The 25,353-nt window shown below is 65.1% G+C and carries 26 protein-coding genes and 1 pseudogene; 9 read left to right on the top strand and 18 right to left on the bottom strand.

Annotated features, from left to right (window positions below; translation table 11 throughout):
• Nucleotides 1–29: 29 nt before the first annotated feature.
• The 5 genes from PBN85_RS13790 to rsmI form a co-directional block, all read right to left on the bottom strand.
• Nucleotides 30–632 carry a DedA family protein gene (locus PBN85_RS13790; RefSeq protein ID WP_271299358.1) on the bottom strand — a complete coding sequence of 201 codons (603 nt, stop codon included), beginning with the start codon at nucleotides 630–632 and terminating at the stop codon, nucleotides 30–32.
• A gap of 22 nt (nucleotides 633–654) precedes the next feature.
• Nucleotides 655–1,611, bottom strand: coding sequence for a glutathione synthase (gshB, locus tag PBN85_RS13785; protein ID WP_271299357.1), 957 nt, complete (start codon nucleotides 1,609–1,611; stop codon nucleotides 655–657).
• Between the two features lie 68 nt (nucleotides 1,612–1,679).
• Nucleotides 1,680–2,060 carry a YraN family protein gene (locus PBN85_RS13780; protein WP_271299356.1) on the bottom strand — a complete coding sequence of 127 codons (381 nt, stop codon included), beginning with the start codon at nucleotides 2,058–2,060 and terminating at the stop codon, nucleotides 1,680–1,682.
• Nucleotides 2,061–2,188: 128 nt separating this feature from the next.
• The gene (locus PBN85_RS13775) at nucleotides 2,189–3,238 is read right to left on the bottom strand and encodes a CAP domain-containing protein (RefSeq protein WP_271299355.1); all 1,050 of its coding nucleotides are present in this window, start codon (nucleotides 3,236–3,238) and stop codon (nucleotides 2,189–2,191) included.
• A 225-nt stretch (nucleotides 3,239–3,463) separates the two neighbouring features.
• Nucleotides 3,464–4,315 carry a 16S rRNA (cytidine(1402)-2'-O)-methyltransferase gene (gene rsmI, locus PBN85_RS13770; protein WP_271299354.1) on the bottom strand — a complete coding sequence of 284 codons (852 nt, stop codon included), beginning with the start codon at nucleotides 4,313–4,315 and terminating at the stop codon, nucleotides 3,464–3,466.
• Between rsmI and PBN85_RS13765 the strand changes: the two genes are divergently transcribed.
• Nucleotides 4,314–5,519: a penicillin-binding protein activator gene (locus tag PBN85_RS13765; protein ID WP_373276444.1), complete on the top strand. Its 1,206-nt coding sequence runs from the start codon at nucleotides 4,314–4,316 to the stop codon at nucleotides 5,517–5,519. The two genes, rsmI and PBN85_RS13765, sit on opposite strands and share 2 nt — an antisense overlap.
• 746 nt (nucleotides 5,520–6,265) lie before the next feature.
• On the opposite strand, the gene hemW is transcribed toward PBN85_RS13765, so the two are convergent.
• Nucleotides 6,266–7,423: a radical SAM family heme chaperone HemW gene (gene hemW, locus PBN85_RS13760; protein WP_271299352.1), complete on the bottom strand. Its 1,158-nt coding sequence runs from the start codon at nucleotides 7,421–7,423 to the stop codon at nucleotides 6,266–6,268.
• Between the two features lie 21 nt (nucleotides 7,424–7,444).
• On the opposite strand from hemW, the gene PBN85_RS13755 reads away from it, so the two are divergent.
• Nucleotides 7,445–8,011, top strand: coding sequence for a CAP domain-containing protein (locus PBN85_RS13755; RefSeq protein ID WP_333781833.1), 567 nt, complete (start codon nucleotides 7,445–7,447; stop codon nucleotides 8,009–8,011).
• 6 nt (nucleotides 8,012–8,017) lie between these two features.
• On the opposite strand, the gene PBN85_RS13750 is transcribed toward PBN85_RS13755, so the two are convergent.
• From PBN85_RS13750 to rph, 4 genes are all read right to left on the bottom strand, one after another.
• Nucleotides 8,018–9,367, bottom strand: a complete 1,350-nt coding sequence (locus PBN85_RS13750) for an FRG domain-containing protein (protein ID WP_271299351.1) — start codon at nucleotides 9,365–9,367, stop codon at nucleotides 8,018–8,020.
• A 103-nt stretch (nucleotides 9,368–9,470) separates the two neighbouring features.
• Nucleotides 9,471–10,073 (bottom strand): GNAT family N-acetyltransferase, encoded by a 603-nt coding sequence (locus PBN85_RS13745; RefSeq protein ID WP_271299350.1) that lies wholly within the window; start codon nucleotides 10,071–10,073, stop codon nucleotides 9,471–9,473.
• Between the two features lie 28 nt (nucleotides 10,074–10,101).
• Nucleotides 10,102–10,728, bottom strand: coding sequence for an RdgB/HAM1 family non-canonical purine NTP pyrophosphatase (gene rdgB / locus PBN85_RS13740; RefSeq protein WP_271299349.1), 627 nt, complete (start codon nucleotides 10,726–10,728; stop codon nucleotides 10,102–10,104).
• Nucleotides 10,725–11,438, bottom strand: a complete 714-nt coding sequence (rph, locus tag PBN85_RS13735; RefSeq protein WP_037534263.1) for a ribonuclease PH — start codon at nucleotides 11,436–11,438, stop codon at nucleotides 10,725–10,727. The genes rdgB and rph overlap by 4 nt, the downstream gene beginning before the upstream one ends.
• Before the next feature lie 125 nt (nucleotides 11,439–11,563).
• Between rph and hrcA the strand changes: the two genes are divergently transcribed.
• Both hrcA and grpE read left to right on the top strand, forming a co-directional pair.
• Nucleotides 11,564–12,604, top strand: a complete 1,041-nt coding sequence (gene hrcA / locus PBN85_RS13730) for a heat-inducible transcriptional repressor HrcA (RefSeq protein WP_037534261.1) — start codon at nucleotides 11,564–11,566, stop codon at nucleotides 12,602–12,604.
• A gap of 14 nt (nucleotides 12,605–12,618) precedes the next feature.
• Nucleotides 12,619–13,173: a nucleotide exchange factor GrpE gene (gene grpE, locus PBN85_RS13725; RefSeq protein ID WP_037534260.1), complete on the top strand. Its 555-nt coding sequence runs from the start codon at nucleotides 12,619–12,621 to the stop codon at nucleotides 13,171–13,173.
• Between the two features lie 107 nt (nucleotides 13,174–13,280).
• Here the strand turns inward: grpE and PBN85_RS13720 are convergent, their stop codons facing one another.
• Nucleotides 13,281–13,535: a BrnA antitoxin family protein gene (locus PBN85_RS13720; protein ID WP_271299348.1), complete on the bottom strand. Its 255-nt coding sequence runs from the start codon at nucleotides 13,533–13,535 to the stop codon at nucleotides 13,281–13,283.
• Nucleotides 13,498–13,743 (bottom strand): BrnT family toxin, encoded by a 246-nt coding sequence (locus tag PBN85_RS13715; protein WP_271299347.1) that lies wholly within the window; start codon nucleotides 13,741–13,743, stop codon nucleotides 13,498–13,500. The genes PBN85_RS13720 and PBN85_RS13715 overlap by 38 nt, the downstream gene beginning before the upstream one ends.
• A 102-nt stretch (nucleotides 13,744–13,845) precedes the next feature.
• On the opposite strand from PBN85_RS13715, the gene PBN85_RS13710 reads away from it, so the two are divergent.
• Nucleotides 13,846–15,072: a threonine synthase gene (locus PBN85_RS13710; RefSeq protein WP_271299346.1), complete on the top strand. Its 1,227-nt coding sequence runs from the start codon at nucleotides 13,846–13,848 to the stop codon at nucleotides 15,070–15,072.
• A gap of 159 nt (nucleotides 15,073–15,231) precedes the next feature.
• On the opposite strand, the pseudogene PBN85_RS13705 reads toward PBN85_RS13710, so the two are convergent.
• A pseudogene (locus PBN85_RS13705) lies at nucleotides 15,232–15,447 on the bottom strand (vgr related protein); the annotation flags it as partial.
• Between the two features lie 62 nt (nucleotides 15,448–15,509).
• On the opposite strand from PBN85_RS13705, the gene PBN85_RS13700 reads away from it, so the two are divergent.
• A complete protein-coding gene (locus PBN85_RS13700; protein WP_271299345.1) occupies nucleotides 15,510–17,369 on the top strand; it encodes a recombinase family protein in 1,860 nt (619 codons plus the stop codon).
• 351 nt (nucleotides 17,370–17,720) lie between these two features.
• On the opposite strand, the gene PBN85_RS13695 is transcribed toward PBN85_RS13700, so the two are convergent.
• The 5 genes from PBN85_RS13695 to PBN85_RS13675 form a co-directional block, all read right to left on the bottom strand.
• The gene (locus PBN85_RS13695; RefSeq protein ID WP_271299344.1) at nucleotides 17,721–18,257 is read right to left on the bottom strand and encodes a hypothetical protein; all 537 of its coding nucleotides are present in this window, start codon (nucleotides 18,255–18,257) and stop codon (nucleotides 17,721–17,723) included.
• 52 nt (nucleotides 18,258–18,309) lie between these two features.
• Nucleotides 18,310–18,489 carry a hypothetical protein gene (locus tag PBN85_RS13690; RefSeq protein WP_271299343.1) on the bottom strand — a complete coding sequence of 60 codons (180 nt, stop codon included), beginning with the start codon at nucleotides 18,487–18,489 and terminating at the stop codon, nucleotides 18,310–18,312.
• Entirely contained in the window at nucleotides 18,489–18,827 is a 339-nt protein-coding gene (locus PBN85_RS13685; protein WP_271299342.1) for a DUF3768 domain-containing protein, read from the bottom strand. Before PBN85_RS13685 ends, PBN85_RS13690 begins: the two co-directional genes overlap by 1 nt.
• The gene (locus tag PBN85_RS13680; protein WP_271299341.1) at nucleotides 18,827–19,285 is read right to left on the bottom strand and encodes a hypothetical protein; all 459 of its coding nucleotides are present in this window, start codon (nucleotides 19,283–19,285) and stop codon (nucleotides 18,827–18,829) included. Before PBN85_RS13680 ends, PBN85_RS13685 begins: the two co-directional genes overlap by 1 nt.
• A 339-nt stretch (nucleotides 19,286–19,624) precedes the next feature.
• The gene (locus PBN85_RS13675) at nucleotides 19,625–20,041 is read right to left on the bottom strand and encodes a hypothetical protein (RefSeq protein ID WP_271299340.1); all 417 of its coding nucleotides are present in this window, start codon (nucleotides 20,039–20,041) and stop codon (nucleotides 19,625–19,627) included.
• 188 nt (nucleotides 20,042–20,229) lie between these two features.
• On the opposite strand from PBN85_RS13675, the gene PBN85_RS19020 reads away from it, so the two are divergent.
• The 3 genes from PBN85_RS19020 to PBN85_RS13665 all read left to right on the top strand — a co-directional run bounded on the left by PBN85_RS19020 (nucleotide 20,230) and on the right by PBN85_RS13665 (nucleotide 25,353).
• On the top strand, nucleotides 20,230–20,496 hold the full coding sequence (locus PBN85_RS19020) for a DUF6626 family protein (RefSeq protein ID WP_443026749.1): 267 nt from the start codon (nucleotides 20,230–20,232) through the stop codon (nucleotides 20,494–20,496).
• Nucleotides 20,497–20,649: 153 nt separating this feature from the next.
• Complete coding sequence (hsdR, locus tag PBN85_RS13670; protein WP_271299339.1) at nucleotides 20,650–23,109, top strand: EcoAI/FtnUII family type I restriction enzme subunit R; 2,460 nt, start codon at nucleotides 20,650–20,652, stop codon at nucleotides 23,107–23,109.
• 3 nt (nucleotides 23,110–23,112) lie between these two features.
• Nucleotides 23,113–25,353: an N-6 DNA methylase gene (locus PBN85_RS13665; protein ID WP_271299338.1), complete on the top strand. Its 2,241-nt coding sequence runs from the start codon at nucleotides 23,113–23,115 to the stop codon at nucleotides 25,351–25,353.

The following is a 25,353-nucleotide window of genomic DNA, read 5'->3' as shown; positions in this document are numbered from 1 at the left end:
CCAATTGTCGCAGCGGCGTGCGTGCGGGATCAGCGTCGCCGCGGCTTCCAGGTGGCGACGCGCCAGACATAGCCGATGACGATCGCGACCATCACGGCGATCGCGAGCGGCCCGACGTAGCGATCCAGCTCGGCGAAGCGCGAGCCGAGGTAGACGCCTGCGGCGGCGAGGATGGTGTTCCAGATCAGGCTGCCCGCGAAGGTCCAGACGAGGAACCGCCCTACCGGCATGCCGGTGATCCCGGCCGGCAGCGAGACGATCGTGCGAAAGGTCGGCATGAAGCGGAAGACGAACACCACCCCGCCGCCGCGGCGGACGAAGAAGCGGTGCAGCGCCTCGACATCCTCCCATTCCATCGTCAGCCAGCGGCCGTGCCGGTCGACGAAGGGGCGGAAGCGGGCATAGCCGATATGGCGGCCGAGATGATACCAGACGTAATTGCCCGCGGTCGAACCGATAGTGCCGGCCACCACCAGCGGCACCATCGCCATCTGCCCGCGCGCCACCGCCATGCCGCCGAGCCCCATGATCACCTCCGACGGGATCGGCGGGATGATGTTCTCCAGCGCCATCAGCAGCGCGATGCCGAGATAGCCGCCCCAGGCGATCGCATCGAGGATAAGGTCGGTCATGATCGCCAGCGGCGCGGTGGCGTCAGCCGCGTTCGGCGACGCGGCGCTCGATCGCCTCCCAGATCAGCGCGGCGACATCGGTGCCGTCGAACCGCTCGATCGCGACGATGCCGGTCGGGCTGGTGACGTTGATCTCGGTCAGCCATTCGCCGCCGATCACGTCGATGCCGACGAAGATCAGCCCGCGGCGCTTGAGCTCCGGCCCGAGCGCCTCGCAAATCTCGCGCTCCCGCGCCGTCAGCTCGGTCTTCACCGCCGAACCGCCGACCGCAAGGTTGGAGCGGATCTCGCCTTCGCCGGGCAGGCGGTTGATCGCGCCGGCGACGACACCGTCGACCAGCACGATCCGCTTGTCGCCCTTCGCCACCGCGGGCAGGAACGCCTGCACCATGTGCGGTTCGCGCCACGTCTGGTTGAACACCTCGATCAGCGCGGACAGATTGGCGCCGTCGCTGCCGACCTTGAAGATCGCCTTGCCGCCGTTGCCGTGCAGCGGCTTGACGACGATCTCGCCATGCTGCGCAAGGAAGGCGCGCGCCTCGTCGAGGCTGCGGGTGATCAGCGTCGGCGGCATGAAGCGCGCATAATCGAGCACGAACACCTTCTCGGGCGCGTTGCGGACGCTGACCGGATCATTGACCACTAGGGTGCGGTCGGCGACCCGTTCGAGCAGGTGCGTCGCGGTGATATAGCCGAGGTCGAACGGCGGATCCTGCCGCATCAGCACCACGTCCGCCTGCGCGCCGAGATCAAGGCTGACGGGCGTATCGAAGCGGAAGTGGTCGCCTTCGACGCGCTGCACGGTGACCGGATGCGCCTTCGCCCAGACTCGGCCGTCGCTGTAATTGATGTCTTCGGCGGCATAATGGAACAGCCGATGCCCGCGCGCCTGCGCGGACAGCATCAGCGCGAAGGTCGAATCGCCCGCGATGGCGATGCTGTCGAGCGGGTCCATCTGGACGGCGACGGTAAGGGGCATCGGGGTCTCGCGCGGCTGTTGGTCTGGGAGCGGGACTTAGGGTGGCGGTGGCGGAATGTCACCCGCACTCAGCTGCCGATCCAGGCATTCTCGATATGCCGCGGCCGCGTGCCGGGGGCGAGCAGGATGACGTCGATGCGGATGTCGTCACCCGGTCCGGCGTATTCCGCCATCAGCATTTCGGCGGCGGCGGCGACGCGGGCGAGGCGGCGTTCGTCGATCGCCCGATCGAGCTCGGCAGGGGTACGCCGCGTCTTGACCTCGACGAAGGCGACGAGCGCGTCGCGGCGCGCGATCAGGTCGACCTCGCCGGCGGGCGTCCGGATGCGGCGGGCGAGGATCGTCCAGCCGTGCAGCCGCAGCCACCACCCGGCCAGCCGCTCGCCGCGCCGCCCCGCCGCTTCGGCCGAGCGACGGGCGGTGGTGGTGATACGGCGGGGCGGGCGCATGCGGCGATGGTGCCGCAGGGCCGGGGGCGGGGCAAGATGGGGCGGGATGACGATCCGCCCAATGAGTCTATGGCCGCCCTGCCGGCTGCCGAGGAGAGGGCGAGCGATGTGCTTCGCTATGCTGCGGCTCAGCTCACCACCCGGAACGTATAGCTATATTCGCTCTGCGGCGCGCCGGTGACGCCGGCGATGCGCACCGTGTAGCGCACGCCCGCTTGCAGGCCGGTGACGCGCCACTGGATGTTGTTGGCGACGCCATAACCTTCGTTGTCGTTTGATACGTCGGTGACGGCGAGCGTGCCGGACGGGCCGGTGACGGTGATCGTCGCGTTGGTGAAGCGGACGTTGGCATTGGCGCCGAAGGTGCTCGTCGTCCCGGCGATGACGCTGAACGACAGATAGCTCGATAAGCTGAAATAGCGCGCCGGATAGTCGCCCGACGGATAGGCGACATAGCCGGGCACGCTCGCCGGTGCCGCTATGCCGCCGGTGAAGTTGAACACGCGCATCGAGGCGGCGCTGGCGCGGCTGCCGTCGGGCAGGACGAGGGCGACGCGGCCGTAGGAGGTCTTGCCGAGGAAGGGGTTGAGGATCCAGCGGCGGTGGCCGATCGACGCGCTGCCGCCCTCGGTCAGCCACAGGCCGAGATAGTCATCCTCGCTGTCGAAGCCGAGGCCGTTGCCCCAGCCGCCGATCAGGTTGCTCGATCCGGCGGCGGTGGCGCCGCTCGCACTATAGCAGGTCCAGCTGGTCGGCGGCGTGTGGCTGAGCTGTTTGTTGACCGCCATCATCAGCGACGAATCGGCCTCCTGCGCATCTTCCGTATCGGAATAGGTGACGGCGGGGAGCTGGTGGAGCGCGCGGATCGCGTTGAGCTTGGCGAGGAAATCCGCCTTGACGCTCGCCTTGAGCGTGCCGGCGCGACAGGTCGCGGCATCGGGTGCGACGTCGTAGAGCGCGCCGGCGGCGGCGGCCCAGCTCGTCGGCGCAGGGGTTGGCGTCGGTGTTGGCGCGGGAGTCGGCGTCGGGGTCGGCGTGGCGCTCGGCGTCGGTGTCGCGGTCGGCGTGGTGACGACCGCGACCGGAGTACCGGCCGTGCTGGTGTCGCCGCCGCCGCCGCCGCAACCGGCGAGCGCGATCAGAAGGGCGGTTGCGGCGCTGGTCCTGGCGATCTGCATGGCCGCCAGTCTAGCCGGGGGATTATTGCCAAGGTCTTGTTAGAACGTTGCTTTTGTCGCCCTGTTGGCACGGTTCGGCGCGGCGTCGGCAAACCCGGGCGTGCCGCGTCACCGCTTCGTCGCAAGACGTGGCGCAGGCGGCGTGACCGTCGATGTCAGCGGTCCTTCCAGGGGTGAGCGAATGCGACCAGGGCGGGTCGCCGCGTCCCGGCGGCCCGGTACGAGCTATCCCTTCATCGCCAGCGCCCGCGCGTAGAGGATCTTGCGATCGAGCCCGAACGCCTTGGCGACCTCGCCCGCCGCCTTGGCGACGGGGAGCCGGGTCAGCGCCTCGGCGAGCGCGGCGTCGGCGTCGAGCGGGTCCGGCGGCGGCGGTGCGATCGGCGGGGCGACGACGATGACGATCTCCCCCTTGGGCGGCGCATCGGCATAACGGGCGGCGAGCTGGTCGAGCGTCCCGGTGACGGCTTCCTCGAACCGCTTGCTGATCTCGCGCGTCACCGCCGCGTCGCGATTGCCAAGTCCCTCCGAAAGCGCGGCGAGGCAGGCGGCGAGTCGGGGCCCGGACTCGTACAGCACCAGCGTCGCGCGCACCGGGGCGATCTCGGCGATCGCCTGCGCCCGCGCCTGGGCCTTGCTCGGCAGGAAGCCGACGAAGAGGAAGCGATCGGTCGGCAGGCCGGCGAGCGTCAGCGCCGCGATCGCCGCGCACGGCCCCGGGATGGTGACGACATGCCGTCCGGCGGCACGGGCATCACGCACCAGTTTATAGCCCGGATCGGAGATCAGCGGCGTTCCCGCGTCGGAGACGAGCGCGACCGACTCGGTCGCCATGCGCGCGATCAGGCCGGGGCGCATGCCTTCCGCATTATGGTCGTGATAGGGGATCATCGGCCGCTTGACGCCGATATGGCGGAGCAGCCCGGCGGTGACGCGGCTGTCTTCCACCGCTATCACGTCGGCGCGGGACAAAATGTCGGCGGCGCGCGGTGATAGGTCAGCAAGATTGCCGATCGGCGTCGCGACGATGTAGAGCCCGGCTTCTAAAGGTTCGGATATGGCCACGGGGGACGTCATGGCAGAGGCAGCGACACTTGGACAGCCGGGGATGACCCGGCGCTGGCTGCGGCGAAGCGTCGCCCTGGTCGCGGCGAGCCTGCTCGCGGCCTGTTCGACGGTGGTGCCGCGTGCACCGGTGACCGCGCCCGACCGGCCGACCCGGCCGGCGGTCAATCGCCCCGAGCCGGTCGAGGCGGGGCTGCCGCGCGATACGCAGCGCAACCGCGTCGCGCTGCTCGTGCCGCTGTCGGGCAGCAACGCCGGCGTCGGCCGCTCGATCGCCAATGCGACGATGCTCGCGGTGCTCGATACCGGCACCGACAAGGTGCGGATCACCAATTACGACACCGCGACCGGTGCGGCGGCGGCGGCGAATCGCGCGATCGCGGAGGGCGCGCAGCTGATCCTCGGGCCGCTGCTTGCCGACGACGTGCGCGCGGTCGCGCCGATCGCCAAGGCGGCAAACGTGCCGGTGCTGAGCTTCTCCAACGATTCGTCGGTGGCGGGTAACGGCACCTATCTGATGGGCTATGCGCCGTCGCAGTCGATCGATCGGGTGGTGCGCTATGCCGCCGGTCGCGGCGTGACGAGCTTCGCCGGGCTGATCCCCAACGGCCTGTACGGCGAGCGTGCCTCGACCGCCTTCCTCCGCTCGGTCGAGGGGGCGGGGGGATCGGTCGTCTCGCTGCAGACCTATGGCCGCACCGCGGGCGGCATCGCCGGCGCGGTGACGCGGCTCACTGCCAAGGCGCCCTATGGCGCGGTGCTAATCGCCGACGGCGGCACGAGCGCCGCCACCGCTGCACCGCTGATCAAGCGCGGCAGCGGTGCGACGACGCACATCCTCGGCACCGAATTGTGGAATTCGGAGACGAGCATCGCCGCCAAGCCGGCGCTCAACGGCGCCTGGTTCGCGAGCGTCGCCGACGGGCTCTATCGGCAATATGCCGCCAAATACCGCGCCCGCTACAATGCCGCGCCCTATCGCCTGTCGAGCCTGGGCTATGACGCGGTCCTGTTGACGGTACGGATCTCGCGCGACTGGCCGGTCGGGCGGCCCTTCCCCGAGGCGCGCCTGCGCGACGCCGACGGCTTCGCCGGGATCGACGGCGCCTTCCGCTTCGGCCGGGACGGCATCGCCGAGCGGGCGCTGGAGGTGCAGGAGATCCAGAACGGCACGACCGTGACGGTCTCGCCGGCACCGGCCGGGTTCGGGAAGTAGGGTGGCCGGCCGGGTGACCGGCGGCTGATCCGCGGGGTTTGGGTTCACGCGAAGACGCGACGACGCGAAGAAGGTGCGCGTGAGTGCCGTGCTGCACTTGCACCATCGACGGTGGGACCGCGCGCTATCGTGTCGTGCATCTTCTCCGCGCCTCCGCGCCTCCGCGTGACCATCTGTTTCGTCGTGTCCTGGCGGCTTCGCACGAATGACCCGGCGTCGGCACGCTGCGCGATCGGCATTTTGACTCACGCGGAGGCGCGGAGGCGCGATCGGGAAGGGTGCTGGCTTTCCCTGACGGTACGAAGCGACGTTGGAATATTGCTATCGCGCGAGAGCGTTGATCTTGCATCAGTGCTCCCGCGGAGGCGGGAGCCCAGTGTCCTTCACGCCGTCAGCCATTGCTCTGCTTGGCCACTGGATTCCCGCCTGCGCGGAAATACTGCGAAACGTCATCCCGGACGTGTCTCGGCATCCATTGCTCCGCTAGAGCGTAAGGCGTTGCTTTCGCGGCACGGTGGACCCCGGAACACATCGGGGGTGACGGCGCATTTTGGGCGAGGCCAGGACTTTTGCAGAGGTCTTGCCCGCGCGGGAATACTGCACCTTGAGCAATCGTCGTCGCAAAATGAAAGGACGCGGCTTCGCGGCATCGCCGTGAAGACTGGCGGCCAGCCCTATCCTCGCACCTCCGCATGCACGACGAAACCGGCCACGGGGACGCCAGCGGGCGCCCCCCGATCACCCACTCACGCCAGCACCGCATCGCGCACCACCAGCGGCAGGATCGCGTCGAGCAGCAGCGTGCCTGCCGCCGTCACGATCAGTCGGGCGTCGGTGCGGGCGACGAGGCCTTGCGTCTCAAGCCGTGCCACCGCGCTCCAGTCGACCGGCGCCTCGCCGCCGGCGAGCGCGGCGACATGGGCGAGGTCGACGCCCTCGCGCAGTCGCAGGCCCATCACCAGCGCCTCGCTGGCGCGGTCGTGCGCGATCAGCGGCTCCTCGATCTGCAGGCCGTGGCCGTTCCGTGCCACCGCGGCGAGCCAATTCTCCGGCTTCTTGTGGCGCTGCGTCGCGAGGCCGCCGCGGCGGCCGTGCGCACCGGGGCCGATGCCGGCATAGTCGCGGTAGCGCCAATACGTGAGATTGTGGCGGCTCTCCGCGCCGGGGCGGGCGTGGTTGGAGGTCTCATAGGCGGGCAGGCCGGCGGCGTCGGTCAGCGTGCGCGTCGCCTCGAACAGATCGGCGGCGGCATCGCCGTCCGGCAGCACCAGCCGCCCCTTCGCCGCCTCCGTCGCGAAGCGCGTCCCCGGCTCGATGGTCAGCTGGTAGAGCGAGAGATGCTCGGTGCCGAGCGCCAGCGCGCGGGCGAGCTCCGCCTCCCAGTCCGCCAGCCGCTGGCCGGGCAGGGCGTAGATCAGATCGAAGCTGACGCGCGCGAACGCCGCCTGCGCGGTGGCGAGCGCCGCCAGCCCCTCGTCGACGCCATGCGCGCGATCGAGGAAGCGCAGCGCCGCCTCGTCGAGCGATTGCAACCCGAGCGAGACGCGGTTGACCCCCGCCGCGGCGATGTCGGCGAAGCGCGCCGCCTCGACCGAGGAGGGATTGGCCTCGAGCGTGATCTCGATATCCGCGGTCGGCGGCCAGTAGCGCTGCGCCGCGTCGAGGATCGCGGCGACGGTGGCAGGCGGCATCAGCGACGGCGTGCCGCCGCCGAAGAAGATCGAGCCGAGCCGCCGCCCCGGCAGCGCCCGCGCCTCATGCGCCAGATCGGCGAGCAGCGCGTCGCGCCACGCCTGCTGATCGACGCTGTCGCGGACGTGGCTGTTGAAGTCGCAATAGGGGCATTTGGACACGCAGAACGGCCAGTGAACGTAGAGCGCGAGCGGCGTCTTGTCGGAATCCATGATGACGCCGATATGGCGGCGATGATCGCAAAACGCCACTCATGGCTCGCCGCGGCGATGCTGCTGCTCGGCTGTTCGCAGGTGCCCGAGCGGCCCGAACGGGTGGTCGAGCCGCGCGCCGCCGAAGGGCCCGCCCCGCGCGGATCGCTGCTGCTGCGGCAGGCGATGCTCGCCGGCCAGAATGCGGCGCGGGCCGATGTCGGTGTGCCGCCGCTGACGTGGAGCGAGCCGCTCGCCGCCGCCGCTTTGTCCTATGCGCAGGAGATGGCCCGCACCGGCCGCTTCGCGCATGCCGACCAGCCGCAGGGGATGACCCGGCAGGGCGAAAACCTGTGGATGGGATCGCGCGGCGCCTATCGGTTCGACGAGATGGTCGGCCATTGGGTCGCGGAGAAGAAGGACTTCCTCAACCTGCCCGTGCCGCAGTCGAGCCGCACCGGGCGCTGGCAGGACATCGGCCATTATTCGCAGATCGTCTGGCGCGGCACGACGCAAGTCGGCTGCGCGATCGCCAGCAATGCCAAGGACGATTATGTCGTCTGCCGCTATTCGCCGCCGGGCAACGTTTGGGGGTCGATCGCCTATTGAGGCCGCTCACCCGCGGTTTTCGTAGCGTCTGGCGATCTCGCCGCTGGTCTTTTCGATGCCCGGATAGATGGTGCTCGACTTGATGTTCATCCGGTGCAGCGTGGCGAGGATCGCCGCCTTGTTGCGGATCGTGATCCGTCGGACCTCCAGGTTGCTGTGCCCGGTTTCGGGCAGCAGCGCGTCGTGACCGAAGAGCAGGAAGGCGCCGGATTGCGAGGCGATCCGCGCATGGGTGTTGCGCCCCTTGATGAAGACGATGCGACTGAGGTCGGCAGGGTTGATGCACGACTTGAAATACGGTTTCTCCGCCCGGATGACGTGCAGCAGGCGTTTGGCTTCGTCGGTCTCATTGAACTCGTCGATCGACAGATCGGTGCGCATCTTGTTCTTATGGTCGTCTTCCAGCATCGCGAGATTGGCGATGCAGCTGACGGTGTCCGAGTCGAAGAATTTGATGTCGGCGCGTTTGGTGGTGATGATGACGACCTGGCCGTCGACCTCCTCGCCCGCCGCGTCGACGATGCTCTCCGAGCAGCAGAAATAGAGCGCGACGAGCGGATTGGAGGTCACGTCGAGCAGGCGGGTCGGCAGGCCGTAATGCTGCATGCGGACCAGCCGGTCGATCATGAAGGTGTCGGAGCGGAATTCGTCGGGATGCGCGGTCAGCAACTCGCGGACCATCACCGCCTCGTTGCGCAGATATCGCGGCACGCCGCCGTCCGGATTGCGCCGGAACAGCGAGGGTTCGAGCGAAAAGCGATGATCGGCATGGCCGCGGTAGAAGACGTCATCGGCATCCATGGTCCCGCCGAGCACATGGGCCAGGAAGCTCTCGACGCTGTCGGCGACCGGATAAGGGACCGGCGCCTCGCCGCTCGTCGCGAGCGTCACGGGCGGCACCGCGGCGCCGTGACGGCGATCGGTCAAGCCGAGCGCGAGGAGGCTGTCCTCCAGTGCGCCATCCTTGATCGCCCAATGCGTGCGGGTGAATTCCCATTTGCCGAGATGCAGCGCCGCTTCGAATGCGTCGCGGTCCTCGACCGGCAGGCAGCCGAAATGACGGTCGAGCGCGAAGGTGTAGCGGATGACGTTGCGGTCGACCCGCAGATCGGTGATGCGGCCGGTCCGCATCGTGACATAGAGGGTGCCGGCGTCGGTGAAGCGCAACTCGCTCATGAACACGGCCGGCAAGCTGCCGACCTGCGCCAGACTGGCCGCATCGACCGGTTTCAACCGCTCGGCGATCGCGACGTCGGTATATTCGAGATAGCGGGAGAGCGGGAAACTGGCGGCATGCGGCTCGCCGATCGGTACGTCCCAATCCTCGTCGCGTCCCATCATCACCAGGTTGAACATGGATTTACCGCCGCTTGCCTCGTCCGATCACCCTTGTGCAGGATGACGGTCGGCGAGGGGCGAAAGACCGCGCCGTTATGGAGGAAACGGCACCCGGCCGAGGCTATCCAATCGTCGCCGTCGTATAGGGCGCATAGACCCGCCACCCCAGCGTCGCGTACAGAGCGGCGCCCATCTGCGTCGCGGTGAGCACCTGCCGCGCGGCGGGATCGGCCTGCGCGCCCAGCGCGAGCATCAGCGCACGGCCGAGGCCGCGGCGGCGATGCGCGTCTCCCACCACGATCCGGTCGTAGACGAAGATGCCGTCATGCTGCGCCGCATAGCCGCTCGCCGCCGCCGCGCCATCGTCGGTGGTGATGACGGCATGCATCACCGCGCCACGTCGCGTCACGCTCAGCCGGTAATCCATTGGGAGGACGGGGGCGGCCGCCACCGGCCGATCGGGCACCATCATGCAATTGGCGTCGGTGATCGTCCAGCCGGGCGGCAGCAGCGCGCGAAACGTCGCCGCGTCGGCGCATAATTTGACGAAGATGCCCGGCGCATCGATCGACCCGAGCAGCGTGGTGAGGCCCGGCCCCGGCGTGGCGAAGAGATAGCGCCGGCGCTCGATCGCGCCGCCGGTGTCGACGCGCCAGCCGCCGTGATTGTCGACCGGCGCGGGCAGGTCGCGCGACAGCGAGCGGGCGGCGAGCCAGCCCCGCACCAGGACCGGATCGACGCCCGCCATCGCCTTACAGCACCGCGGCGACCAATTGCCGGAAGGCATCGGCGCGGTGGCTGATCGCATGTTTGGCGGCGGCGTCCATCTCGCCGAACGTCTGCTCGCCGCCGATCGGCAGGAACATCGCGTCATAGCCGAAGCCGTTGCCGCCGCGCGGCGGCCATACCAACGTGCCGTCGACGCGGCCTTCGAACCATTCGACATGGCCATCGGGCCAGGCGAGTGCCAGCGCGCAGACGAAATGCGCAGCGCGCGGCATGTCGGGCTCTTCGTTGAGCCGATCCTCGACCAGCCGCATCGCCAGATCGAAGTCCTTGGCGTCCCCCGCCCAGCGCGCCGAGAAGATGCCGGGATCGCCGCCGAGCGCATCGACGCACAGGCCGCTGTCGTCGGCGAGCGCAGGCAGGCCGGACAGGTCCGCCGCCTGCAACGCCTTGAGTTCGGCATTGGCGACGAAGGTGGTGCCGGTCTCCTCGGGCTCGGGCAGGTCGAGTTCGCCCGCCGACACCGGCTCGATGCCGTAGGGCCCGAGCAATTCGGCGATCTCGCGCACCTTGCCGGCATTGTGGCTGGCGATCACCAGCCGGCCGGGGCTGAGCTTGCGGATCGCCTGCGGCGTATCGCCTTCGCCGCTCATCGGCTCGCCCGGTCCTGCGCCGCGAAGATCTCCGCGCAGCCGATCCGCGCGAGGCGGAGCAGGCGGAGCAGTGCCTCCTCGTCATAGGTGGCGTGTTCGGCGGTCGCCTGCGCCTCGGCGATATTGCCGTTTTCGAGCAGCACGAAATTGCCGTCCGCATCCGCCGCCGAATCCTCGGCATAATCGAGGTCGAGGACCGGCGTACCCTGGTAGATGCCGCAGCTGACCGCGGCGACCTTCTGCCGGATCGGATCGGCGGTAAGCTTGCCGCTGGTCAGCAGCGTGTTGACCGCGAGGCGCAGCGCCACCCAGGCACCCGAGATCGCCGCGGTGCGCGTGCCGCCGTCGGCCTGGATCACGTCGCAGTCGAGCGTGATCTGGCGTTCGCCGAGCAGCTTCATGTCGACCACCGAGCGCAGCGAGCGGCCGATCAGCCGCTGGATTTCCTGCGTGCGGCCCGATTGCTTGCCCTTGGCGGCTTCGCGGCTGCCGCGGGTGTGGGTGGCGCGGGGCAGCATGCCATATTCGGCGGTCACCCAGCCTTCGCCCTTGCCGCGCAGGAACGGCGGCACCCGCTCTTCGAGACTGGCGGTGACGAGCACCTTGGTGTCGCCGAAGCCGACCAGCACCGATCCTTCGGCATGGCGGGTGAAATTGGGTTCGATGCTGATCGTGCGCATCTGGTCCGGGGCGCGGCCGCTGGGGCGCATGCAATTCTCCTCGTGGGTCTCTTTGCGCAGCCCTAGACGGCGGGGCGGGCCCGCGCCAGTCGCCAGATGGCGAACGGCCAGCCGCCGCTGTTGCCGCATCGCGCGGCACGTCTACATAAGGAGTCATGGCTACGCCCGTCACCGAACTGACCGATCGTGCGCGCGACATCTTCCGCGCGGTGGTCGACGGCTATGTCGCGAGCGGGATGCCGGTGGGGTCGAAGACGATCGCGGTCGCCTCGGGGCTCAACCTGTCGCCCGCGTCGATCCGCGGGGTGATGCAGGAGCTGGAGGAGCTGGGGCTGCTCGCCAGCCCGCATACTAGTGCCGGCCGCATCCCGACCGAACGCGGGCTGCGGCTGTTCGTCGACGGCATGATGCAGGCGCTCGAACCGTCGGCGGAGGAACGCGCGGCGATCGAGGCGCGCGCCGGCCATCGCGGCCCGGTCGAGGAGGCGCTCGCCGCGACCACCGCGGCGCTGTCCGGTCTGTCGGCCTGCGCCGGGTTGGTGATGGTGCCCAAGCGCGAGCTGGCGCTGCGCTCGATCGGCTTCGTCGCGCTGTCGCCCGATCAGGCGATGGCAGTGCTGGTCAGCGAAGACGGATCGGTGGAGAACCGCGTCATCCGATTGCCGGCGGGCATGACGCCCTCGGCATTGATAGAGGCGGGCAATTACATGACCGCGACCTTGTCCGGCCTGACACTCGCCGAGGCGCGCGCGCGCGTCGGGCGGCAACTCGCCGAGGGCGAGGCGGCGCTGGACGGCGCGGCGCGCGCGCTGGTCGAGGCGGGGCTGGCGGTGTGGAGCGAGGATGGCGCGCGCCGCCCGGTGCTGATCGTGCGCGGGCAGGGGCGGCTGATCGACGCCGCCGCCGCCGCGGATCTCGACCGGGTGCGCGACCTGCTCGACGATCTCGAGGGCAAGCAGGACATCGCGCGCCTGCTCGACAGCGCCAGCGCCGGTGACGCCACCCGAATCTTCATCGGCGCGGAGAACAATCTGTTCGCGCTGTCGGGCTCGTCGGTGATCGCGCGGCCGTTCCGCGGGGCGGGCGGACGGGTGATCGGCGTGGTCGGGGTCATCGGCCCGACGCGGTTGAACTATGCGCGCGTCGTGCCCATGGTGGATTTCACGGCGGCAACGCTCGCCCGTTTGATGGGCTGAACACAGGGACCTACATGACCGAAGACACCAAGATCGACGTGGACACGCTGCGCCAGGATACGGCGGAGGCCGCTCCGGAAGTGGCCGAGCATGACGATAGCGCCGCGCGGATCGCCGACCTCGAAAACCAGCTCGCCGATGCCAAGCAGCAGACGCTGTACGCGCAGGCGGAAATTCAGAACGTCCGTCGCCGCGCCGAGAAGGAAGTGGCCGACGCGCGTAACTATGCGACCACCTCGTTCGCGCGCGACATCCTGTCGGTCGCCGACAATCTGGCCCGCGGCCTGTCGGCGATCCCCGCCGATCTGCGGGAGGACGAACGGCTCAAGGGGCTGATCACCGGACTGGAAGCGACCGGGCGCGAGCTGGAGAGCGTGTTCGCGCGCAATGGCATCACCAAGGTCGAGGCGATGGGCGCGCTGCTCGATCCCAACAAGCATCAGGCGATGATGGAAGTGGCAAGCGATGCCGAGCCCGGCACGATCGTGCAGGAAATGCAGGCGGGCTATATGCTCAAGGACCGATTGCTGCGGCCGGCGCTGGTCGGCGTGGCGAAGAAGCCGGCGTAAGGCGGATCGGCCGGCCTTCGTGGGCCGGCCGGGTTCGAGCGCGAGGTCGACGCGCGGTGGGTTTGACTGAGGCCCTTTGCCTGTCGGCCATGAGGACCAACAGGTCGTCAGACCTGCGCCGCCCTGAGCACCGCGTTGATCCGCGCCTGCCAGCCGGGTCCGGTCTCCCGAAATTTGGCGAGCACGTCGCGGTCGAGGCGTAGCGTCACCTGCTGCTTGGTCGGCGCTGCCTGCGCGCCGCGCATCCGCATCCGCTCGCGCCGCTCGATCAGCGCCTGTTCGAGCGCTTCTTCGGTGATGTCAAAGTCCTCAGGATCGTTCGGATCAGCGGGGATTGCGATGGTATCCGCGAGCTTCTGCATCGTTACTTCTCCGCACCGAGATGAACTTCGTCGTGTTTGCGCGCTCGACGAAGACGGCCGTCCACAGGCGGTCGTCGACCATGCCGACCGCTTTCCAACGCACCTCGCCATCTTCCGGTCGCGGGGATGGAATGCGCAGCACGCCAGCGTCAGCGAAGATCCGCGCGCCGAACGCCAGCGGCACGCCGTGCTTGGCGCGGTTGATCACGTCCTTGGCCGGATCGAACGTGACGTCCGTGGCTGATTGTAACTACGATTAGACCGTCAATCAAGTGGACGCTATGTGCCTGATCCGGCTAGGATCGCTGCCATGAACCCCAATCTCACCATCGATCGCCCGACCTTCGTCACGCATCTGGAATGCTCGCTGACCGGCGAACGTTATGAGGCGGACCGGCTGCATGGCCTGTCGCGCGCCGGGCGGCCGTTGCTGGTGCGCTACGATCTGGCAGGGGTGCAGGCGAGCCTGTCGCGCGAGGCGCTGACGGCGCGGCCGACCGATCTGTGGCGGTGGCGCGAGCTGCTGCCGGTGCGGCGGACGGACGATATCGTCAGCCTCGGCGAGATCGAGACGCCGCTGGTGCCCTTGCGGCGCTGCGTCGACGGCCCCGATGTCTGGGTCAAGGACGAGGGGCGGTTGCCGACCGGCAGCTTCAAGGCGCGCGGACTGGTGATGGCGGTGGCGATGGCCAAGGAGCTCGGCGTCACCCGCATCGCGATGCCGACCAACGGCAATGCCGGCGCGGCGCTGGCGGCCTATGCGACGCGGGTGGGGATCGAGACGATCGTCTTCTGCCCGGAGGATACGCCCGAGGTGAACGTGCGCGAGATCGCGATGCAGGGCGCGCGGGTGTGGCGGGTCAACGGCCTGATCGACGATTGCGGCGCGATCGTCGGCAAGGGCGCGGCGGAAGGGCGCTGGTTCGACTTTTCGACGCTGAAAGAGCCCTATCGGATCGAGGGCAAGAAGACGATGGGGCTGGAGCTCGCCGCGCAATTCGGCTGGCAGCTGCCCGATGCGATCTTCTACCCGACCGGCGGCGGCACCGGGTTGATCGGGATGTGGAAGGCGTTCGACGAGCTGGAAGCGCTCGGCTGGATCGGATCGAAGCGGCCGCGCATGTATGCGGTGCAGGCGAGCGGTTGCGCGCCGATCGTCCGCGCGTTCGAGGCGGGCGAGGAGCATGCCGAGCGCTGGGAGGACGCGCATACCGTCGCCGCGGGCATCCGCGTGCCGCGCGCGGTCGGCGACTTCCTGATCCTGCGCGCGGTGCGGGCGAGCGGCGGCAAGGCGGTGGGCGTGGGCGATCCCGCGATCCTCAAGGCGGTCGACGATGCGGCGCGCAAGGATGGACTACTGCTCTGCCCCGAGGGCGGCGCGACGCTCGCCGCCTATCGCGATGCGCTGCGGACCGGCGAGGTCGACGAGGAGGAGCGCGTCGTGCTGTTCAATTGCGCGACCGGGCTCAAATATCCGATGCCCGAAGCGCCGCGGACGCTCGACCGGCATGGGGTGATCGACTTCGACGCCTTGTGAAGGGGGCGCAAGGCTTCGGGAGGGGTGACGCGTCACCCCCCAACCCTCGTCATCCCCCAACCTTCGTCATCCCGGCCTGCGCCGGGATGACGAAAATGAGAGGGCCTCTTTCGACGTCAGAGGATTCGGATCGGAGGATCCGAAACCGCCCGCCGTCCCTCAGCCGAACGGCAGCAACGTCTCATATTGCGCGAGCGGCGGTGCGCCGGGGACGAGGGCGCCATGGCGGAGGAGGAAGGCGTGGCGGACGATCTCGCCCTGCTGTTCGATCCCATAGCGGTGCAGCGGCTGGCCGGGCTTGATCGCATAATCGTAACGGCACCAGGGATGGCGCGCGAGCGGCAGGAAGATGCCGCGCTGATGCTGCCAGATGTGCACCGTTTAGCCAAAAGTAACACATAAGGCCGAAACATAGGCGTCATCGCCGGAGGATAGGCTTGCCCGACGCCGTTATCTATATTCGCTTCTCGACCAAGCGGCAGGAAAAGGGCTTCTCGAAAGAGCGGCAGCTTGAGGAGTGCGAGGAATTTTGCCGCCGCAAGGGCTGGAACGTGGTCGAGGTGGTGGAAGACCTTGGACGATCGGCCTGGAAGGGCCATCACCTGAGCGTCGGCAATCTCGGCAAATGGCGCAAGCGCGTCGATGCTGGCGATGTCGCGCCGGGAACGACGCTCGTCGTCCACAAACTCGATCGCCTCAGCCGCCTCGAACCTCGCGTGACGCAACGGTGGATGGAGGATCTGTGCGATCTGGGCATCAGGATTGCCACCGTCGATGGCGAACGCCTCTTTGACGAGGCCTATTTGAAGGGGCCGATGGCGCTGATGGGCATCATGGAGATCGTCATGCACGCGACGGTCAGCCACAAGGAGAGCGAAAAGAAAAGCGAGCTGGTTGCAGATGCCTGGCGCAGGAAGCAGCAACTTACCCGGCAGGGCAAAGTTCTGTCTGCCAGACCGCCGGCGTGGCTGCGGGTCGTCGGCGAGCGGATCGATAAGGATCAGGATTACCGCCGATACGAATTGATCCCCGAGCGCGTGGCGGTGCTGAAGCAGATATACGAATGGGCGGCCGACGGCATTGGCTACTGGGGCATCGCGAAGCGCCTGAATGAACAAGGCGTGCCGAGTTGGGGCAAGGCGCGTAGCACCACGACCAACAAAGGTTGGGGATGGAGCTATGTCGGTATCTTGCTGAAGCACCCGGCTATCGATGGCGAATATCATCCCGCCGGCATTACGGAGAGCGGCAAGCGCAAGAAGACTGGCGAGCGCATCGAAAATGTTTTCCCACGAGCCATTGACGCCGACCTTGTCGCACGGGCTAGAGCCAGCGCGTCGAAACGCTGGCAGACCCGATCCGGCCGCTATGCGGCTTATGCCCGTAACCTGTTTTCGACCCTCGCACGGTGCCGGCATTGCGGCGGGCTGATGACCATGCGCGGGCGCGCCGAGGTCGATGCCCGCTATCGCTACCTGCAATGCGATAGCGCAGCCCGTCACACCGGCTGCAATCGTCCCGAATTTTTCAACCATCGCGTTTTCGAGAAAGCGGCGCTCGATGCGATGCTCCACCTCGCGCTCGATGGTCGCTTCTTCCAACGCGATGATCTGTCCGGCCCGCTGGCGATCCGGCTGGCGGAGATCGAACGGGCCATCGAGAATAAGAAGGCCGAGGCCAAGCGGCTCGTGCGGAAAATGGCGCAGTTCGATGACGAAGATCGCGACGAATTTGACGATGTGCTTCGTGCCGTGAAGCAGGAACAACGCGCCTTGGAAGCGGAATGCGCCAAGGTGGCGCAGGAGCTTCAGGCCGCACGCGGACATCTGCCGCCGAACGTCCACCTACAGCGTGTTCTGGAAGTCCGCGAAGCGATCAACGATCCGAGTGATCCCGAGGCGATGCGTGATGCTCGGTTGAAGGTGCGCGAGGCGATCCGCAACGTAGTGGATGTCGTGTGGTGTGATCCAGTCGAAATGATTGGTGGCGTTCCAACCCGAACCCTCACCTTGCTGATGGCGGGCAATGCCGCCGGCATCAAGTTCGACAATCAGGGCAACACGATCGGGACTTTCAATTTTCTTCCGGAATTGGCGGCCGGCGGCGCATCCTATACTCTGCGGGACGGCACGACGGTCAGCACGAACGCAAATGCGTTGCGAGACGCGCTGCTGAACCGACCTGTGCGCCTATCGGCCTCGGAAGAGGAAGCCGATGCTGCCGCGAGTGAAAAGCGGGACGCTGCTGCCCGGCTCGACACCGTGTTGAAGCGAGGGCGCTCCCGTCGCACCGCATAGCCCCTACGCGGGTCATACAGGGCCACGCGCACTGCCGGGCGTCCATGTGCCCCCGTAGTGCCGTTCGTCCCTCAGCGGGGCGCATTGGCCCGGCAGCCGGGGAGCTTGACCTTCCGCCAGTCTGGCGTTCGATCGGAAAGCCTCGACAGTTGGGAGGCACGGTATGCGACAGGAATTACGAGATCGGCTTGGCCGCCCGCTGGGCTGGCTGGATAGTCGCGGAGATAGGATCGAAGGTCGCGATCGGCTGGGCCGGCTTGTCGGGTGGTATAGCTCCCGCGAAGATCAGACCCGCGATCGGCTTGGTCGCCTCGTCGGACGTGGCAACCTGTTGTCCGCGTTGATCCTGCCTTAGCCGTTTTCGACAATGACTGGCGCCTGCCCAGTCGGTAGCGGCCCGAACAGCGTCTCCAGCATGGCGTCGATAGTGTCGATGCGTCGGAAGTATCGAGCAGGCACCTTTCGATGATTTGCCCGCAGGGGCCGCTCACCTTCCTTGTTTCTGCCGATGCGTTTGGGACTGGCGAAATCGGAAAGATCAGGAAGTGGCTCGCCCGGCTCGCCGCCGAACCACCAGAATGGTCCCATGTCCAGTTCGAGCGTCACGGAAATCCAGATCACGCAACCGCTCGGCTTTTCTGCGAGCGCGCTACCGACTGATACGGGCGACGGCTTGTTCCGCACGCCGGTCTTGAACTGAATATGCCTGACGATCTGCCCCCGACCCATCACCAAGTCGTAGCCGTGAGCATCAAACTCCGACCGCAGGACTTCGACATCGGTGATGCCGCGCCGCCAAAGCGCGCGGAGAGCTTCGCCCACGAAGACATGCTCCACGATCCGCTCGCGGAGCGTGGAATGCGTGGAGTGAATGTCGATGCTCGCCATGTCATTGACCATAGGCGTTACCGCCAACGCGATCGACCGATCTTTCGGTGGATCAGTTGATCGCGTCGCCGATCGCCGGTTCTTGCCACTGGCGTGATCGGGTCTGGATCGGGATCGGCCAAGCATAATTCGTTCTGACGACGACATGCGCCGTCGCGCGCTCTATTCGAACCAGCATCCGCAGCCGGCGGAGGTCGTCATCGGTCAGGTCGGCGATGTTGTAGCGCCGCATCAATATTCCTCCGCCAGCATGATCGTCATGATCCTCCGCACGGTGCGCGGATCGGCAACATCTGGATCGACGCCGTGGCACCCAGCCCGAGGGTGATAGTCGATCTTCCAGATAATCCGATGCTTCCCAACGGTTAGGACCGCGCAATCATGTTCGCCGCAAGGGTCGTTATCCGGCGTAAAGTCGCGAAACAGCCGCACCGCGCGGATGATCGCATCCTTGGTTGAAATCGGAAGGGCGACGACGCCGGCAGACAGGAAGGTCCATCCGTCCTGTCCGGTGCCGCGAAAGTGATCGTTGAGGCGGGCGGAGATCGCCCGCCTCATGATTGTCGCCATCAGGCAGCGGCCTTCTTCGCGCGCGGCTTGAAGTTCGCCTTCCGATCGCTGATCGCCGCCTGAAGTTGGGTATCCAGCTCACCTGCATTCACCGCATCGCTGATCGCCCCGATCACGGCGGGCAGTGCCGCGAGGTTCTGAACCTCGACCGCATTCATGCCCTTCGCGAGTTCGATCGGCTTCGCACCGTAACGAACCTGCATGAACATCTTGCCGGCGGTGTCGGTGAACCACCCCTTGCGGACATGGCGCGGCGCTTCGACACGAACCTTTTCGCCGGCGTCATTGGTGCGCGTTACGCGCCGCGTCGCGGTGAACGGCTTGCCGGTGATTTCCGCCTCCGCCATCGCCTTCTGCTCAGCGAGCCAGCCCAACAGCTTGGTGCGAAAGCCATATTCGGTGTCGGAGGGAAGAGCTGGCGCAGCGGCGGCCAGCTTCAAGGACTTGAGGATCGACATGGAGGGCTCCTATCTGGTTTCGGACAGATCGAGCCGTAATGTCGAGGATCAAAAGAGCGACCGATGATTGGAGGCTTGATGCGGAAATTCAGTCAAAAATAATTCCGCTACCATCACCACGGTTCTTGAGCCGTTGGGGACGGTAACGGAATATCTATTGACGGATTAATCGCTCTTCTAATTTACCCATATCCAGCTTTATTAGCTTTCAGTCGTTACTTGATCTTCTTCATCTTCACTGTCATTTGGTGATAGGTATAACTGCGGGTCCGTCACCGGCACCCGCTTGAACAGGATGGCTTCGTAAGCCATGGACCTCGCGTTGCGGCAGTCCTCCCGTTAGGCAGCAATCTTTGTTGTCGTCTCCATGTGCGGTGGGGTCAGCAAGCGGTCGCTGGTTTCAGGGCGCAACGCCTTCGTGACATAGCGCGCCGCCCCTTCGGTATGACGGACCGGCTGAATGTCGAGGTTTCCAGCCGCTATCAGTTTCGTCCAAAGGCCGGGTGCGACATCTTCGAAACGCGCCGCCTGTTCCGTTGTCATGCGAAATAGTGCGTGGATATGGATGTTTGTGTCAGGCTTCTCGATGGCGGCGATATAGGCGGTGCGGTCGCCCGGACGGTCGAAATATGACCGGCCGAGCAGCTTGCGATCGAGCCGTTGGTGGAATTCCTCGAACGTCCGTTGCGCCTCGTCCACGCTGACCCAGCGATTGATCGCGAAGGTGACGAACAGGTTCGGCTCGAAATCGGTCATCCATCGGACGCATTCCGCCCGGTATCTTTCTGCCCTTGTAAGGGGTGTTGATGTGGCTTGTGCCATCTTGTTCTCCTAGCGGCCGGGAATGTTAGAGAGCCCGTATTTTTTATTTATCATCCGGCGCCGCCGCCCTGATCAGATCGTCGACAATAAATACAGGAACACTTGTAACGGAGGCCAGACCTGTGATCCTCGACGAAGTCTATCTATTCCTGAAGAATGGTGGCCACGCGCTTACCCACGCCAACTTTTCAACCGATTATCTTGGGCACTCGGCGCGCTATTATGATTATCTGCGCTGCTCGGGGGCGGCACCCAGCCTACGGTCGCTCCTCAAAGTTGCGATGTGCCTTCACGATCTCGCCCAAGCGGTCCCGTGCGCAGCCGCGCGGGAAACGGCTGCTCTGCTGTCCCACAGGGTTATGACACGGGCGCTAACGCGGTGCCGATGACGATAATTGGGCCGTGTCAGCACCACGATTTTTGCGGGCCGTCAAAACGAGTTTCCGCCCCTGCGCCTCCTGCCGATCGCTGCGGAAATTTTCGAACATTCTCTGGCGAGATGATGCTCTTGAACGTAGGATCGCCCTTAACGGGGTGAATGCATGCTCAACAAACGATCCTTAAGTGAACGCGACATCTGTACCAAGTTTATCACACCCGCCGTTAAAATGGCGGGATGGGATGAGATGACGCAGATCAGAGAAGAAGTCAGCTTCACAAAAGGCCGCATCATTGTTCGCGGAAAGATGGTCAGCCGTGGCCAAGGTAAGCGTGCCGATTACATCCTTTACTACAAGCCGAACGTCCCGCTGGCGCTGATTGAAGCAAAGGACAATACCCAGCCCATGGGCGCGGGCATGCAGCAAGCGTTGGATTATGCCGAAACCCTCGATATTCCCTTCGTGTTCGCGACGAATGGCGATGGGTTCGCATTCCATGACCGCACGGGCGCAGGCGATGCGCGCGAAATCACGTTGCCCCTCGACGCTTTCCCGTCGCCGGGTGAGCTATGGCGGCGATATGCCGCTTGGAAGGGCCTGACGCCAGAAGGCGAGGAGATCGTCCTCGAAGATTATTATGACGACGGCAGCGGCAAGCAGCCGCGATATTATCAGGTCAATGCCGTCAACGCGACCATGGAAGCCATCGCGACTGGGCAAGATCGCATTCTGCTTGTCATGGCGACCGGCACCGGGAAGACCTACACCGCATTCCAGATCATCTGGCGGTTGTGGAAGGGCGGGCACAAAAAGCGCATCCTGTTTCTCGCTGACCGGAACGTGCTGGTCGATCAGACGATGGTCAACGATTTCCGGCCTTTCGGCCCAGCAATGGCGAAGCTTTCCGCCAACGCAAAAACGATCGAACGTGATGACGGCACGAGCATCGACCTGCCGATCGCCATGGATAAGAAGCGGCGCGTCGATACGGCATACGAGATTTATCTCGGGCTTTATCAGGCCATCACCGGGCCGGAGGAACGGCAGAAGCTTTTCAAGGAGTTCTCGCCCGGCTTCTTCGACCTCATCGTTATCGACGAATGCCACCGTGGTAGCGCGGCGGAGGACAGCGCGTGGCGCGAAATTCTTGAGCATTTTTCTGATGCCACGCAGATCGGTTTGACGGCCACGCCCAAAGAAACCCGGTATGCGTCCAACATCCACTATTTCGGCGAACCGGCTTACAGTTACACCCTGAAGCAAGGTATCCGCGATGGGTTCCTAGCGCCCTACAAAGTCATCAAGGTCCATGTGGATCGCGACATTCAGGGCTACCGCCCCGAGAAGGGCCAGCTTGATCGCGACGGCAACGAGGTCGAAGATCGCATCTACAATACGCGCGATTTTGATCGGACGTTGGTACTGGATGACCGGACCAAGCTCGTGGCGCGTAAGGTAACGGAATTCTTGAAGGAAAGCGGCGACCGCTACCAGAAAACGATCGTGTTCTGCGTCGATCAGGAACACGCGGCGCGTATGCGACAGGCGTTGATCAATGAGAACGCCGACCTCGTGGCGGAGAGTTCCCGCTATGTCATGCGGATCACCGGCAACGATCCCGAGGGTCAGGCGCAACTCGGGAATTTCATCGACCCCGAGAGCCGCTACCCGGTGCTGGTTACAACGTCACGACTGCTGTCCACCGGCGTCGATGCCCAGACCTGCCGCCTGATCGTCCTTGACCGCGACGTCGGGTCGATGACCGAGTTCAAGCAAATTGTCGGGCGCGGCACCCGCGTTCACGAAGACAGTCGCAAATTCTTTTTCACGCTGATGGATTTCCGAGGGGCAACGAACCACTTCGCCGACCCGGATTTCGATGGCGAACCCGTTCAAATATATGAGCCGGGCGAGGATGATCCTGTTACGCCACCCGATGACGACAGCACTGTCGGCGACCCCGGCGACGATCAAAGCGACCAACCGGGCGAGGACGAAACCATCATCGACGATGGCGAAACGCCGGACATTACCATCACAGATGACGGCGGCAGGCGTGGCAAGGTCTATGTCGATGGCGTGCCCGTCGTCATCGTGGCCGAGCGCGTAGAATATCTGGACGAAAGCGGAAAGCTCGTTACCGAAAGCCTGCGAGATTTCACGAAAAAAGCCTTGCGCAAGCATTTCGCCAGCTTGGATGAATTCCTTACCCGGTGGAATGGTGCCGAACGCAAACAGGCGCTGGTCGATGAAATATCAGCGGAAGGCCTCGCGCTCGATTTCATCGCGGATGAACTCGGCAAAGACCTCGACCCGTTCGATCTAATTTGCCACATCGCCTTTGATCGCAAGCCGCTGACCCGGCGCGAGCGAGCGGAAAATGTGCAGAAACGCGATGTTTTCGCCAAATATGGCGAGCAGGCCCGCGCCGTATTGCGCGCCCTGCTCGACAAGTATGCCGACGAGGGGGTGCTCAATCTTGACGATACCAACGTGCTGCGCATCCCGCCGCTGAACACGCTCGGTACGCCCGTCCAACTCATCAAGGCGTTCGGCGGCAAGGCAGGCTTTGAAGATGCCGTCCACGCCCTGCAAAACGAACTTTATCAGGAAGTTGCTTAATCAATGTCGGTTCGCACTCTCGTCAAATCCATTCAAGACATTATGCGCAAGGACAGCGGCGTCGACGGTGACGCTCAGCGCATTAGCCAGCTTTGCTGGCTGTTCTTCCTGAAGATCATCGACGATCAAGATCAGGAACTCGAGCTGATGCGCGACGGCTACCAATCACCGGTGCCATCGCCATTCCAGTGGCGCAATTGGGCCGCCGATCCCGAAGGACTGACCGGCGAGGCGCTGCTCGCCTTCGTTAACGAGGAACTGTTCCCGGCGATGAAGGGCCTGAAGCCCACCGGTCAGCCCGGTGACCGCCGCCGCGTCGTCCGCGATGTATTCGAGGATGCCTACAACTACATGAAATCTGGCCAGTTGCTGCGGCGGGTGGTCAACAAGATCAACGACATCGACTTCAACAACCTATCCGAACGCCAGCACTTCGGTGACGTATACGAACAACTGCTCAACGACCTGCAATCGGCGGGCAACTCCGGCGAATACTATACCCCCCGCGCCGTCACCGCCTTCATGGTGGACCGTATCGACCCCAAACCTGGCGAGATCATCTTCGACCCCTCCTGCGGCACTGGCGGCTTCCTAACCTGCGCGATGAAGCACATGCGCGACCACTATGTGAAGCGGCCTGAGGACGAGGCGCTTATGCAGGCATCCCTGCGTGCGGTCGAAAAGAAGCCGCTGCCGCACATGCTCTGCGTCACCAACATGCTGCTCCACGGCATCGAAGACCCCAGCTTCGTGCGCCACGACAACACGCTGGCCCGGCCCTACATCTCGTGGGAGCAGAAGGACCGCGTCGATGTGATCCTCACCAACCCGCCTTTTGGCGGCAAGGAAGAGGACGGCATCGAAAGCAACTTTCCCCAGCATTTCCGCACGCGCGAGACGGCGGACCTGTTCCTGGCCCTGTTCATCCGCCTGCTGCGCAAGGGCGGCGTGGCGGCGATCGTGTTGCCTGACGGCACCTTGTTCGGCGAAGGCGTGAAGACCCGATTGAAAGAGGCGCTGCTGGAAGAGTGCAACCTCCACACCATCGTCCGTCTGCCCAACTCCGTGTTCAAGCCCTACGCCTCCATCGGCACCAACCTGCTGTTTTTTGAGAAGGGCGAGCCTACCAAGGACATCTGGTTTTACGAACATCGGGTGCCAGCGGAGCAGAAGGCTTATTCGATGACCAAGCCCATCCGACAGGAGCATTTTGCGCCTTGCGTAGAGTGGTGGGGCGGGCCTGAACGCAAAGGCCGCGAGGAAGGCCCTCAAGCATGGAAAGTCAGCATCGACGAGGTGAAGGCGCGGGGCTACAACCTTGATTTCAAGAACCCTCACGTTGAGGAAGCCGACCACGGCGATCCAGCGGAATTGCTGGACAATCTGGACAAAGCCGAGGCTCAAGCTGCTGACTTGCGCGCCAAGCTCAAAAGAAACTTGGGTGAAGCAATGGCGCATTTTGATCGAATTTGTGCAAGCCCCGCCGCAATTACAAGATTACGGCGGTTCGTCCTCGACCTCGCTGTTCGAGGCCAACTGGTCGAGCAGAATGCGGATGACGAGCCTGCATCACAGTTGTTGGTGCGGATCAAGGCGAATGCTCAAGACGGCCAGAAGCGCCGAGGAAGGGCACGGAACACATCTGCAAGCAACGCCCTGGAGGACATCCCATTCGACGCGCCCCCGGGGTGGACCTTCGCCAGCCTTGGCGAACTTGTGCGCGTTCTCAATGGTCGAGCATACAAACAGCAGGAATTGCTGGATAAAGGCACCCCCGTCCTCCGCGTTGGCAATCTTTTCACCTCAAACCATTGGTATTATTCAGACCTGGCACTTGATGACGACAAGCATTGTGACGCTGGCGACCTGATTTATGCATGGTCAGCATCATTTGGCCCCTTTATCTGGAATGGGCCTAGAGTGATCTATCATTACCACATTTGGAAACTGCCCCTGATAAGCGAAGCAGACTTGGACAAACGGTACCTTTACAACTTCCTCCTACAAAAGACCCGCGAAATAAAAGAGGCAGGACATGGCGTCTCGATGGTCCACATGACCAAAGAAAAGATGGAAAAGCTGATCGTTCCCCTGCCCCCCCTTGCCGAACAGCACCGCATCGTCGCCAAGGTCGATGAACTGATGGCCCTGTGCGACCAACTCGAAGCCAGCATCACCACGGGCGAGCAAACCCGCTCCCGCTTGCTGGAAGCCGTCCTGCACAACGCGTTGGAGCCTGCCTGA

This window comes from Sphingomonas sp. CV7422 (assembly GCF_027945725.1).
Lineage (GTDB): Bacteria > Pseudomonadota > Alphaproteobacteria > Sphingomonadales > Sphingomonadaceae > Sphingomonas > Sphingomonas kyungheensis.
This window is presented reverse-complemented; position numbering and strand designations above follow the sequence as displayed.

Coding starts and splice junctions, on each gene's coding strand:
- PBN85_RS13790 (WP_271299358.1), bottom strand. CDS start 632: ATGACCGACCTTATCCTCGATGCGATCGCCTGGGGCGGCTATCTCGGC.
- gshB (WP_271299357.1), bottom strand. CDS start 1,611: ATGCCCCTTACCGTCGCCGTCCAGATGGACCCGCTCGACAGCATCGCC.
- PBN85_RS13780 (WP_271299356.1), bottom strand. CDS start 2,060: ATGCGCCCGCCCCGCCGTATCACCACCACCGCCCGTCGCTCGGCCGAA.
- PBN85_RS13775 (WP_271299355.1), bottom strand. CDS start 3,238: ATGCAGATCGCCAGGACCAGCGCCGCAACCGCCCTTCTGATCGCGCTC.
- PBN85_RS13765 (WP_373276444.1), top strand. CDS start 4,314: ATGGCAGAGGCAGCGACACTTGGACAGCCGGGGATGACCCGGCGCTGG.
- rsmI (WP_271299354.1), bottom strand. CDS start 4,315: ATGACGTCCCCCGTGGCCATATCCGAACCTTTAGAAGCCGGGCTCTAC.
- hemW (WP_271299352.1), bottom strand. CDS start 7,423: ATGGATTCCGACAAGACGCCGCTCGCGCTCTACGTTCACTGGCCGTTC.
- PBN85_RS13755 (WP_333781833.1), top strand. CDS start 7,445: ATGATCGCAAAACGCCACTCATGGCTCGCCGCGGCGATGCTGCTGCTC.
- PBN85_RS13750 (WP_271299351.1), bottom strand. CDS start 9,367: ATGTTCAACCTGGTGATGATGGGACGCGACGAGGATTGGGACGTACCG.
- rdgB (WP_271299349.1), bottom strand. CDS start 10,728: ATGAGCGGCGAAGGCGATACGCCGCAGGCGATCCGCAAGCTCAGCCCC.
- rph (WP_037534263.1), bottom strand. CDS start 11,438: ATGCGCCCCAGCGGCCGCGCCCCGGACCAGATGCGCACGATCAGCATC.
- hrcA (WP_037534261.1), top strand. CDS start 11,564: ATGGCTACGCCCGTCACCGAACTGACCGATCGTGCGCGCGACATCTTC.
- grpE (WP_037534260.1), top strand. CDS start 12,619: ATGACCGAAGACACCAAGATCGACGTGGACACGCTGCGCCAGGATACG.
- PBN85_RS13720 (WP_271299348.1), bottom strand. CDS start 13,535: ATGCAGAAGCTCGCGGATACCATCGCAATCCCCGCTGATCCGAACGAT.
- PBN85_RS13710 (WP_271299346.1), top strand. CDS start 13,846: ATGAACCCCAATCTCACCATCGATCGCCCGACCTTCGTCACGCATCTG.
- PBN85_RS13695 (WP_271299344.1), bottom strand. CDS start 18,257: ATGGCGAGCATCGACATTCACTCCACGCATTCCACGCTCCGCGAGCGG.
- PBN85_RS13690 (WP_271299343.1), bottom strand. CDS start 18,489: ATGCGGCGCTACAACATCGCCGACCTGACCGATGACGACCTCCGCCGG.
- PBN85_RS13685 (WP_271299342.1), bottom strand. CDS start 18,827: ATGGCGACAATCATGAGGCGGGCGATCTCCGCCCGCCTCAACGATCAC.
- PBN85_RS13680 (WP_271299341.1), bottom strand. CDS start 19,285: ATGTCGATCCTCAAGTCCTTGAAGCTGGCCGCCGCTGCGCCAGCTCTT.
- PBN85_RS13675 (WP_271299340.1), bottom strand. CDS start 20,041: ATGACCGATTTCGAGCCGAACCTGTTCGTCACCTTCGCGATCAATCGC.
- hsdR (WP_271299339.1), top strand. CDS start 20,650: ATGCTCAACAAACGATCCTTAAGTGAACGCGACATCTGTACCAAGTTT.
- PBN85_RS13665 (WP_271299338.1), top strand. CDS start 23,113: ATGTCGGTTCGCACTCTCGTCAAATCCATTCAAGACATTATGCGCAAG.